Here is a 14,712-nt window from a genome sequence, read left to right on the forward strand (position 1 = left end):
CTGCGATCGAAGGCCGAACGACCCGCGATCACCGCACCATTACGGACACGTTCGAACGCCTGCGGCGTTCAGATCAGCTCCATCAGAACAACCCAGGTGAACCCGTGCCGTGGAACGGCTTCGAAGCTACCAGCAGAGGCCCGGGTCCTGACATGTCCTTTCCACACGTGTTCCCGTGCATTTCGCACATCCCGAGCGGAGAAATCGACCCGCGGCCGGCGCGGTGCGGTCAGCGGCGAGCGGCGCCGCGGAGGAGAATCCGGGACCGCCCGTCGCCGCGCGAAGGCCGGCCGATGATCTCCCGAGCAGAGAGGCGCACCATGCACATCGACCTCAGCAGGAAGACCGCCCTCGTCACCGGTTCCTCAGCGGGCATCGGGTTCTCGATCGCTCGCGGCCTCGCCGGTGCGGGCGCCGAAGTCGTCGTCAACGGCCGTTCGGAGGGCACCGTGGCCGCTGCCGTCGACAAGATCCGCGAGGAGTTCCCGGACGCGGTCGTCCGCGCGGCGGTGGCCGACGTGTCCACCGAGGAGGGCGCCGACCGCGTCGTGGAATCAGCGGGCGACGTCGACGTCCTGGTCAACAACCTCGGGATCTTCGGAGCCACCCCGGCGCTGGAGATCACCGACGACGACTGGCGGCGCTACTTCGAGGTCAACGTCCTCGCCGCGGTGCGGCTGACCCGGCTGCTGCTGCCCGCGATGATCGAGCGCGGCTGGGGACGCGTGCTCAACATCGCCAGCGATTCCGCCGTGGTCATCGCCGAGGAGATGATCCACTACGGCACCAGCAAGACCGCGCTGCTCGCGGCCTCCCGCGGGTTCGCCAAGGCCGCCGCGGGCACCGGGGTCACGGTCAACTCGGTCATCGCCGGGCCGACCCACACCGGTGGTGTGGAGGACTTCGTCTACCAGCTCGTCGACCGGTCGCTGCCGTGGGAGCAGGCGCAGCGCGAGTTCATGCGCGCCAACCGGCCGCAGTCGCTCCTGCAGCGGCTCATCGAGCCGGAGGAGATCGCGAACATGGTCGTCTACCTCGCCTCACCGCTGGCCTCGGCCACCACGGGCGGCGCGGTGCGCGTGGACGGCGGCTACGTGGATTCGATCCTGCCCTGACCAGACGCCGAGCGGCGTCCCCGACCCGGTTCGCTCGAAGCGGGGACGCCGCACCGATCAGGAGAGCAGCCGCAGCACGGCGGCGATGAGCGCCAGCGCGCCCGCGCCCATGAACACGGCGCAGGCCACTGCCCACAGCTCCCGCCCGGCCCGCGGAACCTTCGCGGCGCTCGCGGCCCAGATCAGGCACAGCGCGCCCGCCACCACCGCACCGAGCGCGCACACGCCCGCCCACCCGGCCCGGGCGTGCACGACCGCGGCCAGCGCAGAACCGATCGCACCGCCGGCGAAGTAGCACGTCATGTACGCGGAGGTGATGCGCCCGCGCGCATCCGGGCGCAGCGCGTAGATCAGCGACTGGTTGGTGATGTGCACGCCCTGGTGGGCCAGGTCCAGCAGGACGATCCCGGCGATCAGCAGCACCAGGTTGTGCGCGCCCAGCAGCAGCAGCCCCCAGGAAGCCAGCAGCGCGACCGCGCCGACGACCGTGGTGTGCGTCGTCAGTCCGCGGTCCGCCAGCCTCCCGGCGAGCTGAGCGGCGACCGCGCCCGCGGCGCCGAACAGGCCGATCAGCCCGATCTCGCCCTCCGACCAGCCATGACCGGGTCCGGACAGCAGGAATGCGAGCGACGTCCAGAGCACGCTGAAGCAGGCGAAGGCCAGCATCCCGATCACCGCGCGCAGCCGCAGGACCGGCTCCTCGACCAGCAACCGGGCGGTGGAGCGCACCAGTCCCGGATAGCTCGAAGCCGCGGTGCCCCGGAACTGCGGGAGCGAGCGGTGCAGGACCGCGGTCAGGACGAGCATGGCCAGCGCCGCGAGCCAGTAGACCGTCCGCCAGCCCCCGATGGTGGCCAGCGCTCCGGACGCCGTGCGGGCCAGCAGCATGCCCAGCACCAGACCGGTCATCACGGTGCCGACGACCCGGCCGCGCTGGTGCGGCGAGGCGAGGTCAGCGGCGAAGGGCACGAGGATCTGCGCCGTGACCGACAGCAGGCCGGTCAGCGCGGCTCCGGCCAGCACCAGCGCACCGTTCGGGGCGATCGCGGTCAGCACCAGCGAGACCGACGTGGCCGCCGTCAGCCCGCACACCAGGCGACGGCGTTCCAGCAGATCGCCCAGCGGCAGCAGGAACACCAGCCCCAGCGCGTATCCGACCTGGGCGACCGTGACGATCAGCGATGCCGAGGCGGCGGTCATGCCCAGATCGCGGGCGATGGTGTCCAGCAGCGGCTGGGCGTAGTAGTTGCTCGCCACGCAGAGCCCGACGGCCACGGACAGGAGCAGGACCGTGCCGCGCCCCGGGCCGTCGGCGGTGTGCGGGCGGATCTTCGGTGCGGCGTTGCGGAGCGGCGGCTGCTGAGCAGCGGAGGAAGCCACGGATTTTCCTTCCGGGAGTGCCGATGGGTGGCTGCAGCGCTGGTGGAGCTGGCCGGATCCGGCCTCGCGCCGATGCTCTCCCGGTCGAGGTCCATCGGTCCAACAGGTTGTTGCCATGGAACCGATCGGAGATCACGATGGATGCGTGGAACTCCGCCAGCTCTCCTACGTCGTCGCGGTCGCCGAGACCGGCAGCTTCACCAGGGCCGCGCAGCGCTGCTTCGTCGTCCAGTCCGCGCTCAGCGAGCAGATCGCCCGGCTGGAGAGCGAGCTGGGCGTCCGGCTGTTCGAGCGCACCAGCCGCCGCGTCCAGATCACCCCGGCCGGCGAGGGGTTCCTCGGACCCGCCCGGGAGGCGCTGGCCGCCGCCGAGCGCGCCCGCAGCGAAGCAGTCGCCCGCAGCAGCGAGATCCGGGGCAGCCTGGTCATCGGCAGCATCGCTCCGCTCACCGCGGTGAACCTGCCCGATCTGCTCGCCGGCTACCGGGAGAAGCACCCGGCGGTTCGGGTGACCCTGCGCTCATCCCTGGTCCGGGACCAGTTGCAGCAGGTCCGCGAGCGCACCTGCGACATCGCTTTCGTCGACATCGGCACGGGTGAGCTCCCCCGCGGGTTCGCCGGGCGCGTGCTCAAGAACGACGACCTCGTCGCCATCGTCCCGCACGGCCACCGGCTGGCCGGGTCCAAGGTGGTCACGCCCGCGCAGCTGGCGGAGGAGGACATGGTCGACATGCCGCTCCGCTCGGGCATCCGGGGCCACAACGACGCCGCGTTCGCCGCGGCCGGGGTCACCCGCACCGTCGCCTTCGAGGCCGACACCATGGCGATGCTGGAGCAGCTCGTCGCGCGCGGCCTGGGCCTCGGCGTGGTCTTCGCCGCCGTCGCCGCCCGGATGTCCACCGTGGACAGCATTCCGACCGCCGGGATCGCATCCCGCACGGTCCAGGCGGTCTCGCTCGCCTCCGGAATCTCCCCCGCCGCACGGGCGTTCCTGGAGCTGCTCGACGAACACCGGTGATCGTCCACAGCGGACGATCACGCCGAATCGATGCCGGGCGCGTTCGGCCCGCGGCGACATCATCGGCCCGCGCCTTCATGAGGCGCATGCAACTATCTCGCACGTCACAGTACCTGCAAATTGAACTAGGCCGCGCGTGCAACTATTGTCGACGCCTGTAAGACACAGACGCAGTCGCACAGGAAAGGCCTCGACATGCCTCTCGCGCTCCTGGCCCTGGCCATCGGGGCCTTCGGGATCGGCACCACCGAATTCGTGATCATGGGCGTGCTCCCGCAGGTCGCGGGCGAGTTCGGCGTCAGCATCCCCGCCGCGGGCTGGCTGGTGTCCGGCTACGCGCTCGGCGTCGTCGTCGGCGCGCCGATCCTCACGGTCCTGGGCACCAAGGTGTCCCGCAAGAAGATGCTCCTGTTCCTGATGGGCGTCTTCATCGCGGGCAACGCGCTGTCCGCCATCGCCCCGACCTTCGCCGTCATGCTCCTCGGCCGGGTCGTCGCCTCCTTCGCGCACGGCGCGTTCTTCGGCATCGGCTCGGTGGTCGCCGCCGGCCTGGTCGCCCCGGCGAAGAAGGCCTCGGCCATCTCGCTGATGTTCATGGGGCTGACCGTCGCCAACATCATCGGCGTGCCCGGCGGCACCTACATCGGGCAGGCCGCGGGCTGGCGGGTCACCTTCGGCATCGTCGCGCTGCTCGGCGTGGTCGGCTTCCTCGGCGTCGCCGCGCTCGTCCCGGAGCAGGGCAAGCCCCAGGCCGCGAAGATCCGCACCGAGTTCGCCGCGTTCCGCAACGTGCAGGTCTGGCTCGCGATGGCGATGACCGTCCTGGGCTACGGCGGCGTGTTCGCCGCGATCACCTACATCGCGCCGATGATGACCGACGTGGCCGGCTACTCCGAGGGCGGCGTGACCTGGCTGCTGGTGCTGTTCGGCATCGGCATGTTCCTGGGCAACCTGCTCGGCGGCAAGTTCGCCGACAAGGCCCTGCTGCCCATGCTGTTCGTCGCGCTCGCAGCCCTGTCCGGCACCCTGCTGCTGTTCACGGTCACCGCGCACAGCCAGGTCCTCGCCGCGATCACCCTGCCCGTCATCGGCGCGCTGGGCTTCGCGACCGTGCCGCCGCTGCAGAAGTGGATCCTCGACCAGGCATCCGCTGCGCCGACCCTGGCATCGGCCGCCAACATCGGCGCCTTCAACCTCGGCAACGCCCTCGCCGCCTGGCTCGGCGGTGTCGTGATCGCCGCCGGGTACGGCTACACCTCGCCCAACTGGGTCGGGGCCGTCCTGGCAGCCACCGCGCTGCTGCTGTCGTTCCTCGCGGCCTTCCTCGACCGCCGCACCCGGGCGGCCGCACCCAGCGCTCCCGCCGGCATCGCAGCGCCGGTGGCCGCGGCCCAGCGCTGAGCCCGCACCGAATCAACAGGAGTTCCGAACGATCATGGTTCCCAACGTCAGCCTCAACAACGGCATCGAGATCCCGCAGCTCGGCTTCGGCGTCTTCCAGGTCCCGGACGCCGAGACCACCGCCGCCGTCACCGCCGCCCTGGAGGCCGGATACCGCTCCATCGACACCGCCGCCGTCTACGGGAACGAAGCAGGCGTCGGCCGCGCCATCGCCGAGTCGGGCATCCCCCGCGACGAGCTGTTCATCACCACCAAGCTGTGGAACGCCGACCAGGGCTACGACTCGACCCTCGCGGCCTTCGACCGCAGCCTGGCCGAGCTCGGGCTGGACCACGTGGACATGTACCTCATCCACTGGCCGACGCCAGCGCGCGACCTCTACCCGGCCACCTGGAAGGCGATCGAGAAGCTGGTCGCCGACGGCCGCGTCCGCGCCGCCGGTGTCTCGAACTTCCAGCCCGCGCACCTGCGGCGGCTGCTCGACAGCAGCTCGCTGGTCCCGGTGGTCAACCAGGTCGAGCTGCACCCGGGCCTCCAGCAGCGCGAGCTGCGCGCCCTGCACGCCGAGCACGGCATCGCCACCGAGGCCTGGAGCCCGCTGGCCCAGGGCGCGATGCTGCGGGAGAGCGCGCTGACCGACATCGCGGAGCGGCACGGCAAGTCGCCCGCCCAGGTCGTCATCCGCTGGCACCTGCAGCTCGGCAACATCGTGATCCCGAAGTCGGTCACCCCGTCCCGCATCCGCCAGAACATCGACGTCTTCGACTTCGTCCTGTCCGAGGAGGAGATGACCGCGATCGCCGGTCTCGACCGCGGCCTGCGCACCGGCCCGGACCCCGACACCCTCAACTGATCAGCCGAGGTTCGCGCGGGCGCGCGATCCCCGCCCGCGCGAACCTCCCGCTCGCGCACTTCTGCTCGCAGTGATCAGTTTCCGTCGGCCCAGTCCAGGAACCGGGCCGGGTTCTCCACCACGACCAGCTCCGCCAGTTCGGCACCGCCTTCCCGGACCAACCGGGGCAGGAACCGCGCGGGCAGGTACGCCAGGCCCGGGAGCCCGCCGTAGGCGCGGTACCTGCTGCGGCGGGCGACATCGCCGCCGAGCAGCAGGCGCCGGGCACCACCGCGCTCGGCGGTGGCGAGCAGGCAGTCCAGGACCGCCGAGTCCGGGCGATCGCGGTGCCGGGCCATGCCGTCGTAGCCCAGGTACGCACCGGCCGAGCAGAGCTCGGCGTGCAGGCCGGGGTCCGGGTTGCGGTCGGCGTGGGCCAGCACCACGCGGTCGGCCCGCACTCCGCGGGAGCCCAGCTCGTCCAGCACCTCGAAAGCGGCGCTGCCGTGTTCGAGGTGCACCATCACCGGCGCTCCGGTAGCCGCGTGCGCGACTGCGACCGCGCCCAGAACCCGGCGCTCGAACGCGGAGATCGACCAGTAGCCGATGCCCGCCTTCAGCACTCCGGCGCGGATCCCGGTGCCCGTTCCGTCCACATCGGACATCCCGGTGACCAGCTCGGCGGTGAACCGCTCGGCCAGCGCCTCCTCGGTGCTCGCCAGCAGCGGATGTCCGTCGGGGTAGTGCGCCTGCCGGTGCGCACCGGTGGTCGCGACCACGTGCAGGCCGGTGCGCTCGGCGATCCGGGCCATACCGGCCGGATCCCGGCCGAGGCCGATCGGCGTCGCCTCGACCAGCGCATCGATCCCGGCCTCGCGCAGGCTCTGCGCCTCCTGCCCGCTGCGCAGCTCGTCGTCCAGCTCGTCGCCCGGCAGCAGCGGTGACACCTGGAACAGGTGCTCGTGGTAGTCGGTGCGACCGAGCGCCTGCGCGGGCACGTCGCCGAGCACGGTGCGGACCGTCATCGCACCGCCTCGGCCGCCGCGGCGAGCCGGCCGACGGTGCCCTCGTCCAGTTCCAGGTCGAAGACCTCCGCGATCACCTGCGACCAGCCGTGGATGAAGTACCGCCAGCCGTCCACGACGGTGAGCCCGGCCGCCGCCTCGCCCGCCCGGGCCTGGCCGAGGAACTCCAGGCTCCCCCGGTAGTTCAGCTCCCACACGACGGCGCGGTCCGGCCACCGGACCGCGTCCGACACCGGCGAGCCGGGCCGGTCCTTGCCCAGTCCGGTGGCGTTGACGACGAGGCTGCCCGGCGGGCAGGCCGCGACCAGCTCATCGGCCGGGCCGTCGGCGACCGCGGTCACCACGTTCCCGGTGTCCAGTCCGCCCCGGCGCAGCACCTCGACCAGCTCCGACAAGCGGCGCGGATCGGTGTCGGTGCACACGATCCGGCGCGGGCGGTCGGCGCGCCCCGCCAGGTACCAGGCGATCGCCGTGCCCGCCCCGCCCGCGCCCAGGCACAGCAGGTCCGCGCCGGTCGTGGCGAAGTGGTCCGGGGCGAGGAACTCCTCGAGGGAGAGCCCGGCGGTGATCGGGTCCTTCGCGTGCCCGACCAGCGCGGAACCGCGCTTGGACACCGAGGAGATCTCGCCGCAGCGGGTGGCGAACTCGTCCAGCTCGGCGAACATGTCGGCGGCCGCGTCGTGCACCCCGATCTTGTGCGTGGTGATCAGCGCACCGCGCAGACCGGGGTCGTCGCGGATCGCGCCGATCGTCTCGCGGTACTGCTCGCGGGTCGCACCGACCGGGAGGTCGAAGCCGACCAGCCGGTCCGAGGGCAACCCGAGAACGCGGGCCCACGCCGGGAAGACCTCGCGGATCGAGGACTGCCCGGTGCTCACCCCGACGAAGCCCATCGCAGCGTCGTCGTTCAGCTCGGTCATGCGGTCCTCTCCTCGATCAGAACTGGGTTCTCCGGGGTGCGGCCGGAGATGACGTCGAGCACGGCGCGCACCGCACCCGTGCCCATGCGATCCACGGCCTCCACCGTCTGCGCGCCGGCGTGCGGGGTGAGCACCACGCGGTCGCTCAGGTCGGGGGCGAGCAGCGGGCTCGCCCCGCCTGCCGCCTCCCCCGCCAGCGTGTCCGCCGCGTACGCGGCGAGCTGCCCGGAGCGGAGCGCATCGGCCACGGCCTGCTCGTCGACGAGATCCGCTCGCGCGGTGTTCACCACGATCAGGCCGGGCTTCACCGACGCCAACCAGGTCCGGTCCACCAGCTGCTGCCCTCCCGGGGCGTGCAGCGTCACCGCATCGCACTCGGCCGCCAGCTCGGCGAGCCCGGCGCTGCGCACGCCGAGCACCTCGAACACCACCGGGTCCAGGTGCGGGTCGTGGCCGAGCACGCGAGTGCCGAAACCGCGAGCCCGGCGCACCACACCGCGGCCGATCCGGCCGAGCCCGGCCACCCCGAGCACCAGGGTGCCCAGCTCCCGGCCGCGCCGGGTCCGCCACGAACCGGCGCGCACCGCGCGGTCACCGGCGGCCACTCCGCGCAACGCCGCGAGCAGCAGCGCGATCGTCAGGTCCGCAACGGCCTCGCTGTTGGCTCCCGGGGTGTTGGTGACCGTGATGCCCCGCCTGGCGGCGGCTGCGAGGTCCACGCTGTCCACTCCGACGCCGTAGCGCGCGATCACCTTCAGCCGGGGCGCGGCGGCCAGGTGCTCATCGGTGATCGGTGCGGTGCCGGCGATCCAGGCGACCGCCTCGGCCAGCGGCCCGGCCAGCTCGGCCGGATCGTGCACCGTGGACCCGCGGACCACCCGCAGGCCCGCCGCGGTCAGCTCGTCCGCGCAGGGCACCGCGCCGCTGCCGAACGACCGCGAGGTCACCAGAACCGTGCCGCTCATCTCGCCGCCATCCCCGGTAGGCGCGACTTCCCGCCGCGCAGGTTCTCCGCACCCACGGCGATCAGGATCAGCACCCCGATCGCGATCTGCAGCCAGAACGGGTCGACGCCCAGCAGCGTGCCGCCGTTGTTGAGCAGCCCGACCACCAGCGCACCGACCAGGGCGCCGAGCGCGGTGCCCTTGGCGCCGAACAGGCTGGCTCCGCCGATGACGCACGCGGCGATGGCCTGCAGCTCGTAGCCCGTGCCCGAGGTGGGCACGCCGTTGCCGAGCCGGGACGCCAGCAGGACTCCGGCGAACGCGGCCAGCAGCCCGGACAGCGCGTAGGCCGACAGCAGCACCGGCCGCACCGGAACACCGGTCAGCCGGGCGGATTCGGCGTTCGAACCGACCGCGTAGACGTACTGGCCCCACACGGTGCGCCGCAGCAGCCAGGCCATCAGGACCGTCACCAGGAGCATCAGCCAGGTCAGGTTCGACACCCCGAACACCGAACCGCCTGCGATCGCGGTGAACTCGGCGGGCAGCGGTTGCACCGTGCGCCCGTCGGTCAGCAGCAGCGTCGCGCCGCGGGCGATGCCCATCATGCCCAGGGTCACGATGAACGGCGGCATCCGCAGCACCGCCACCAGCACTCCGTTGATCAAACCGGCCGCTGCGCCGACGACCAGCGCGAGGACGACGGCCAGCGCCACCGGGAGGCCGCCCGCCGTCTCGAACACCGCCGTCGCGGCGACCACCCCGGCCAGACCGACCACCGAGCCCACCGACAGGTCGATGCCCGCGGTGAGGATCACCAGCAGCTGCCCGACCGCGATGATCGCGTAGATCGACACCTGGCGTCCCAGGTTGTCCAGGTTCGTACCGGTGAGGAACGAGTCGGTGGCGAGGCTGAGCGCGAACGCGATCGCCAGCAGCACCGGGATGCCGCCGAACCCGCGGTCGAAGAGGTGGCTCAGCCGCAGGACCTCCGAATCGGCCGGTCGCGGCCTGGGCCTGCGCTTCCGCTTGCCGCCCGCCGCGGAAGGCGCGGGGGCGCTTGCGACGTCGGTCATCGCATCTCCTGTGTTCTCGTCGGGCACCGTCGGGTCCGGTTCGCGGCTCATGAGGTCTCCTGCGCGGCGACGGGGCTCGCGAGGTGCAGCACGTCCTCTTCCGTGGCGTGGGCCGGGTCCGCGAACCCGGCGATGCGCCGCTGCCGGACCACCGCGATCCGGTCGCACAGCCCGAGCAGTTCCGGCAGGTAGGACGACACGACCACGACGGCCAGCCCGGCGGCGGCCAGTTCGGCGATGACGCGGTAGATGTCGGCCTTCGCGCCGACGTCCACGCCCTTGGTCGGTTCGTCGAGCAGCAGCACCTTTGCTCCGGTGGCGCGCCAGCGGGCCACCAGGGTCTTCTGCTGGTTGCCGCCGGAGAGCGAGGACACCGGGTCGGTCCAGTCGCCGAACTTGACCCGCAGCCCGTCGGCCGCGGTGGCGACGTGCTCGCGCACCCTGCCCCGGCGCAGCACGCCGAACGAGCTGACCGCGCCCATGCTGGCCATGGCCACGTTCTTCTCGATGCTCAACCCGAGCATCAGCCCGGATTCCTTGCGGTCCTCGGTCAGCAGGCCGATACCGCTGCGCGCCGCGGCCCGCGGCGAGGAGGTGTCGACCGGCCTGCCGTCCACCAACACCTGGCCGGCCGGCAGCGGGTCCGCGCCGAACGCGGCGCGCAGCAGCTCGCTGCGGCCTGAGCCGAGCAGTCCGGCCAGCCCGAGGATCTCCCCGGACCGCACCGAGAGGTCCACCGGCTCGTCGAAGCCGATCGGCCGCACACCGCGCAGTTCCAGGCGGACCTCTCCGGTCGCGGCGCGCTCGCCCGGGTAGAGGCTCTCGATGGTGCGGCCGACCATCGCCTGCACCAGGGTGTCCTCGGTGTGCTCGGACATCGGTTCGGTGGCCACCAGCCTGCCGTCGCGCAGGACGGTGACGCGGTCGCCGATGGCGAACATCTCCTCCATCCGGTGGCTGACGTAGAGCACGGCAACGCCCTCGTCCCGCAGCGCGCGGATGCGGTCGAGCAGCGCCGCCGCCTCCTGCTCGGACAGCGCGGTGGTCGGCTCGTCGAAGATCACCAGCTTGGCGTTCTGGCCGAGCACGCGGGCGATCTCCACCAGCTGCCGGGTCGCGGTCGGCAGCTCGGCGACCCGGGTCTCCGGGTCGAGGTCGGCCAGCCCGACCCGGCTCAGCATCGCGGTGGCCATCTCGCGCTGCCGCCGCACATCGCGGAAACCGGCGCGGGACGGGAAGCGCCCCATGCACAGGTTCGCCGACACGGTGAGCTCGGGCAGCAGGCTGAGCTCCTGGTAGACGACGCCGACACCGGCATCGCGCGCCACCGCGGGGGTGAGCACCGGGCGCATCGGCTCCCCGGAGACCAGGTACTCCCCCGCGTCCCTGGTCTCCGCACCGGTGAGGATCTTGATCAGGGTGGACTTGCCCGCCCCGTTCTCCCCGGCGAGGCAGTGCACCTCGCCGGGGAGCACCTCCAGGTCCACGCCGTCCAGCGCGGTCACGGCGCGGTAGGTCTTGCGCACTCCGCGCAGGCTGATCACTGCGGTGTCCACGGCTCAGCCCTTGGTCTTCGGCGGGTCGAGCAGCTGGGCGTGCTCCGGCTTGTCCACTTCGGACTTGTCGATGACGACGGCGCCGGGGTCGAGGTCGACCGGTGGCGTGCTGCCCGCGACGGACATCGCCGCCTCCACCACGCCCTGGTAGCCGAAGAAGAACGGGTTCTGCACCAGGATCGCGTCGATCGAGCCGTTGCGCACCCCCTCGACCTCGGCCGGGTCGGAGTCGAACGCCACCACCGCGAGCCGGTCGGCCACGCCCCGCTCGGCGACCGCGCGCGCCGCGCCGGTCCCCGAGGTGTTGTTGTCGGCGAAAATGCCCGCCAGGTCGGGAATTCCGGTGATCGCGTCGTTGACCTGGCCGACCGCCTTGTTCAGGTCGTTGTCGTTGACCGCGGTCTGCACGACCGCCGCCTGCGGGCACTTCTCAGCGAGGCCGGCGCGGAACCCGGTCAACCGGTCGGCCAGCACCTGCTGGCCGGAGGTCGAGCTCTCGTGCAGGATCTTGCCCGCCGCCCTGCCCTGCGCGGTGAGCAGCTCGCACATCCGCTGCCCCGCCTGCTGCCCGGCCTTGACGTTGTCGGTGCCGATGAAGCCCTCGGAGGCGGTGGTGATCGAGTTGTCCACCGTGATGACCTTGATGCCCTGCTGCCGGGCCCGGTCCACCGCGCCGTTGAGCGCGGTGGAGGAGTTCGAGGCGAGCACGATCGCCTTGGCCCCGCGGGCGATGGAGTTCTCCACCAGGCTGACCTGCTGGTCGATGTCGGTCTCCGAAGTGGGGCCGAACAGTCCCAGCTCCACGCCGAGGTCGGCGCCCGCCCGTTCGGAACCGGCCAGCATGGACTGCCAGAACTCCGAGTCGGTGGCCTTGGTGATCACGTCGATCCGGGTTCCCGCGACCCCGCTCGTGCCGGATCCGGTCCCTTCCGCGGTCGGCCCGAAGGCCGCCTTCCCGCCGACCAGGCCGGCACCGACCGCGACCACCGCGATCGCGGCCGCGACACCGGATGAGACGAACCGTATGCGCGCCATTGCAGCTCCTCGTTCGCTTTCCGCGCTGAATTCGGGTCAGCCCGCGACGGGCTCGGACTGGAACGGCACGAGCTGCGGCTCGCCGGCTCCGCGCCGCACCCGCCATCCCATGCCGTGTTCGAGCACCCAGCCGTAGTCGTGCCCGGCGTCGCCCGGGTACACCGCGAGGAACCGGTACGGCTCGTCGCCGGTGTTGACGCTGCGGTGCGCCCAGCCCGGCGGGATGTAGCCGATGACGCCCGGCGACATCGGGATCCACTTCGGCGTCGTGCCGTCGAACAGCAGCAGACCGCCGGTGCCGGACAGTCCGAAGTAGATCTCGCCCTGCGGGTTCGGGTGCTGGTGCCCCTTGGTCATGTGGAACTCGCCGCCGACCGCGCCCGGGTGGATGGTGGTGATCGACTGCGGGAGCTCACCGGGCGCCTCCGGCACCGGGGAGGACGCGACCTCGTAGACGACCGGGTCGGCGCCGTCGCGAGCCTCCTGCCAGGCGGCGGTGTCGGCGAACAGACCCTCCAGGTCGGACATGCGCCGGCTCAGCACCGGGCCGCTCGGGCTCATGCCGCCGGTGGCGGACCGGAAGGTGACCGACATCGGGTCGATCGGGGGAACGGCGAACTGCGGCACGGGAATTCCTCCTCGGGGGATCAGAGTGGGGCTAACTGTCGTCCTGTAATGACAGGATGTCAAGAGTGGTTCTTCGTCCGCCCGGCAACGCGGCCGACGAGCGCGCCGCGGATCAGCCGCGGGCGACGGCTTCCCGGTGCGCGAGCGCGAACTTCCGCGCGATGGCGCGGATTTCGTCCCAGTCCTCGGCGAGCATCGCCGCCTTCGGGCAGAGCTCACCGCCGGCACCGACGGCGACAGCACCGGCGTCGAGCCAGTCGGCGATGTTGTCCGAGGCGACCCCGCCGGTCGGCATCATCGCGATGTCCGGGAACGGTCCGCGCAGCGCCTTCAAGTAGGCGGGCCCGCCCAGCGAAGCGGGGAAGATCTTGACCGCGTGCGCGCCGAGCCGGTGCGCGGCCATGACCTCGCTCGGAGTCAGGGCACCGAGCAGGACGTCGACCCCGGTGCCGAGCATGGCCCGGGCGACCTCCGGGTCGGTGCCGGGGCTGACCAGGAACTGCGCGCCGGCGGCCGCGGCTTCCGCCGCCTGCTCGGCGGTGCGGATCGTGCCCGCGCCGAGGTGGACGGCATCGCCGTGGGCCTGCCGGAGGCGCTCGATCGCGGTCGGCGCGCCCGGCGTGCTGTAGGTGACCTCGATGCCGGTGACCCCGCCTGCGATGAGCGCTTCCGACGCGCGCACCGCCACATCGGCGGAAGGCGCGCGCAGAACGGCGATCACCCCGGTTCGGCGCAGTCGGTCAAGTCGCAGCAGTTCGTCCATCCGAAGACTCCCGATCGCTCGATGCGGCGCGGCGGTCGCGCCGGGGAGCAATGTAATCCTGTCCGGACAGGTTGCCAAGCGCGCGAACCCGCTCGAAGCGGGCGGAACACCGGGCGCCGGTGATCTCGACGCGGCTGATTCCTGATATCCTCTCATGACATGGTGACACGTATCGACCGCTCGTCCCCGCTGCCGTTCTACTACCAGCTCAAGCAGATCGTGGTCAGCGACATCAAGCGACGCGGGATGTCACCCGGCGACCGCCTGCCCGGCGATCACGAGCTGTGCGAGACCTACGACGTCTCCCGGACCGTGGTGCGGCAGGCGCTGTCCGACCTCGAAGCCGAAGGCGTGGTCGAGCGCGTCAAGGGCCGCGGCACCTTCGTCGCGAAGCCGAAGATCGCCGAAGGGCTCGTCCAGTCCCTCACCGGCCTGTACGCCGACGTGGCCGCGCGCGGCTCGTCGCTGCGCAGCGACGTGCGGCGGATCGAGGTCGTGCCGGCGAACGAGCAGGTCGCCGCGGAGCTGGACCTCGAACCGGGCACCCCGGTGATCGCCATCGAGCGCCTGCGGTTCGTCGACGACGAGCCCTGGGTGTTCACCGCCACCCACCTGCCGCACCACATCGCCCCGGGACTGGAGGACGAAGACCTCTCGACCCAGTCGCTGTACACGCTGCTGGAGCAGGACTACGGGGTGCGGCTCAAGCGCGGCAGGCGTTCGGTCGAGGCGGCGAAGGCCGGCGCCGAGCTGGCCGCCGACCTCGGCATCCCGGAAGGAGATCCGGTCCTCCTGCTGCGCAGCACCAGCTTCGGCGCCGACGACCGCCCGGTGGAGGTGTTCGTGGCGTTCCACCGCGGCGACCGCAGCCGGTTCGACGTCGACCTGGAGAGCTCGGCGACCGCGGGACCGAACACCCTGATGCGCGTCACCGAGGCCTGAACCGTTACAGCACTTTCCGCGCCGCCGAGTTCTTGACTTCCTGTCATGACAGGACGACATTATGAGCTCAACACGACC

Annotated in this window: 14 protein-coding genes; 5 read left to right on the forward strand and 9 right to left on the reverse strand. The window is 71.9% G+C overall.

The features are described 5' to 3' along the window. Positions 1-320 precede the first annotated feature (320 nt). Positions 321-1,115, forward strand: a complete 795-nt coding sequence (locus C4T78_RS10825; RefSeq protein ID WP_093356629.1) for an SDR family NAD(P)-dependent oxidoreductase — start codon at positions 321-323, stop codon at positions 1,113-1,115. 57 nt (positions 1,116-1,172) lie between these two features. Here the strand turns inward: C4T78_RS10825 and C4T78_RS10830 are convergent, their stop codons facing one another. Beyond that, positions 1,173-2,495: an MFS transporter gene (locus C4T78_RS10830; protein ID WP_235863752.1), complete on the reverse strand. Its 1,323-nt coding sequence runs from the start codon at positions 2,493-2,495 to the stop codon at positions 1,173-1,175. A gap of 145 nt (positions 2,496-2,640) precedes the next feature. On the opposite strand from C4T78_RS10830, the gene C4T78_RS10835 reads away from it, so the two are divergent. From C4T78_RS10835 to C4T78_RS10845, 3 genes are all read left to right on the forward strand, one after another. Beyond that, positions 2,641-3,513 carry a LysR family transcriptional regulator gene (locus tag C4T78_RS10835; protein WP_093356877.1) on the forward strand — a complete coding sequence of 291 codons (873 nt, stop codon included), beginning with the start codon at positions 2,641-2,643 and terminating at the stop codon, positions 3,511-3,513. Positions 3,514-3,708: 195 nt separating this feature from the next. After that, on the forward strand, positions 3,709-4,914 hold the full coding sequence (locus C4T78_RS10840) for an MFS transporter (protein WP_093356632.1): 1,206 nt from the start codon (positions 3,709-3,711) through the stop codon (positions 4,912-4,914). A gap of 34 nt (positions 4,915-4,948) precedes the next feature. Continuing rightward, the gene (locus C4T78_RS10845) at positions 4,949-5,767 is read left to right on the forward strand and encodes an aldo/keto reductase (RefSeq protein WP_093356633.1); all 819 of its coding nucleotides are present in this window, start codon (positions 4,949-4,951) and stop codon (positions 5,765-5,767) included. Between the two features lie 74 nt (positions 5,768-5,841). On the opposite strand, the gene C4T78_RS10850 is transcribed toward C4T78_RS10845, so the two are convergent. The 8 genes from C4T78_RS10850 to C4T78_RS10885 all read right to left on the reverse strand — a co-directional run bounded on the left by C4T78_RS10850 (position 5,842) and on the right by C4T78_RS10885 (position 13,692). Beyond that, entirely contained in the window at positions 5,842-6,771 is a 930-nt protein-coding gene (locus C4T78_RS10850) for a phosphotriesterase family protein (protein ID WP_093356634.1), read from the reverse strand. Next, positions 6,768-7,691, reverse strand: a complete 924-nt coding sequence (locus C4T78_RS10855; RefSeq protein ID WP_093356635.1) for a shikimate dehydrogenase — start codon at positions 7,689-7,691, stop codon at positions 6,768-6,770. Before C4T78_RS10855 ends, C4T78_RS10850 begins: the two co-directional genes overlap by 4 nt. Continuing rightward, entirely contained in the window at positions 7,688-8,656 is a 969-nt protein-coding gene (locus C4T78_RS10860) for an NAD(P)-dependent oxidoreductase (protein WP_093356636.1), read from the reverse strand. The genes C4T78_RS10855 and C4T78_RS10860 overlap by 4 nt, the downstream gene beginning before the upstream one ends. Next, the gene (locus C4T78_RS10865; protein WP_235863753.1) at positions 8,653-9,762 is read right to left on the reverse strand and encodes an ABC transporter permease; all 1,110 of its coding nucleotides are present in this window, start codon (positions 9,760-9,762) and stop codon (positions 8,653-8,655) included. Before C4T78_RS10865 ends, C4T78_RS10860 begins: the two co-directional genes overlap by 4 nt. Continuing rightward, entirely contained in the window at positions 9,759-11,267 is a 1,509-nt protein-coding gene (locus C4T78_RS10870) for a sugar ABC transporter ATP-binding protein (protein WP_093356638.1), read from the reverse strand. Before C4T78_RS10870 ends, C4T78_RS10865 begins: the two co-directional genes overlap by 4 nt. A 3-nt stretch (positions 11,268-11,270) precedes the next feature. Next, on the reverse strand, positions 11,271-12,302 hold the full coding sequence (locus tag C4T78_RS10875) for an ABC transporter substrate-binding protein (RefSeq protein ID WP_093356639.1): 1,032 nt from the start codon (positions 12,300-12,302) through the stop codon (positions 11,271-11,273). 36 nt (positions 12,303-12,338) lie between these two features. Further along, positions 12,339-12,929: a glucose-6-phosphate isomerase family protein gene (locus tag C4T78_RS10880; protein WP_093356640.1), complete on the reverse strand. Its 591-nt coding sequence runs from the start codon at positions 12,927-12,929 to the stop codon at positions 12,339-12,341. A gap of 112 nt (positions 12,930-13,041) precedes the next feature. Then, positions 13,042-13,692, reverse strand: a complete 651-nt coding sequence (locus C4T78_RS10885) for a bifunctional 4-hydroxy-2-oxoglutarate aldolase/2-dehydro-3-deoxy-phosphogluconate aldolase (protein WP_093356642.1) — start codon at positions 13,690-13,692, stop codon at positions 13,042-13,044. Between the two features lie 159 nt (positions 13,693-13,851). Between C4T78_RS10885 and C4T78_RS10890 the strand changes: the two genes are divergently transcribed. Further along, entirely contained in the window at positions 13,852-14,634 is a 783-nt protein-coding gene (locus C4T78_RS10890) for a GntR family transcriptional regulator (protein ID WP_093356643.1), read from the forward strand. The last annotated feature ends 78 nt before the right edge of the window (positions 14,635-14,712 follow it).

This window comes from Saccharopolyspora kobensis, from assembly GCF_900108315.1.
GTDB lineage: Bacteria > Actinomycetota > Actinomycetes > Mycobacteriales > Pseudonocardiaceae > Saccharopolyspora > Saccharopolyspora kobensis.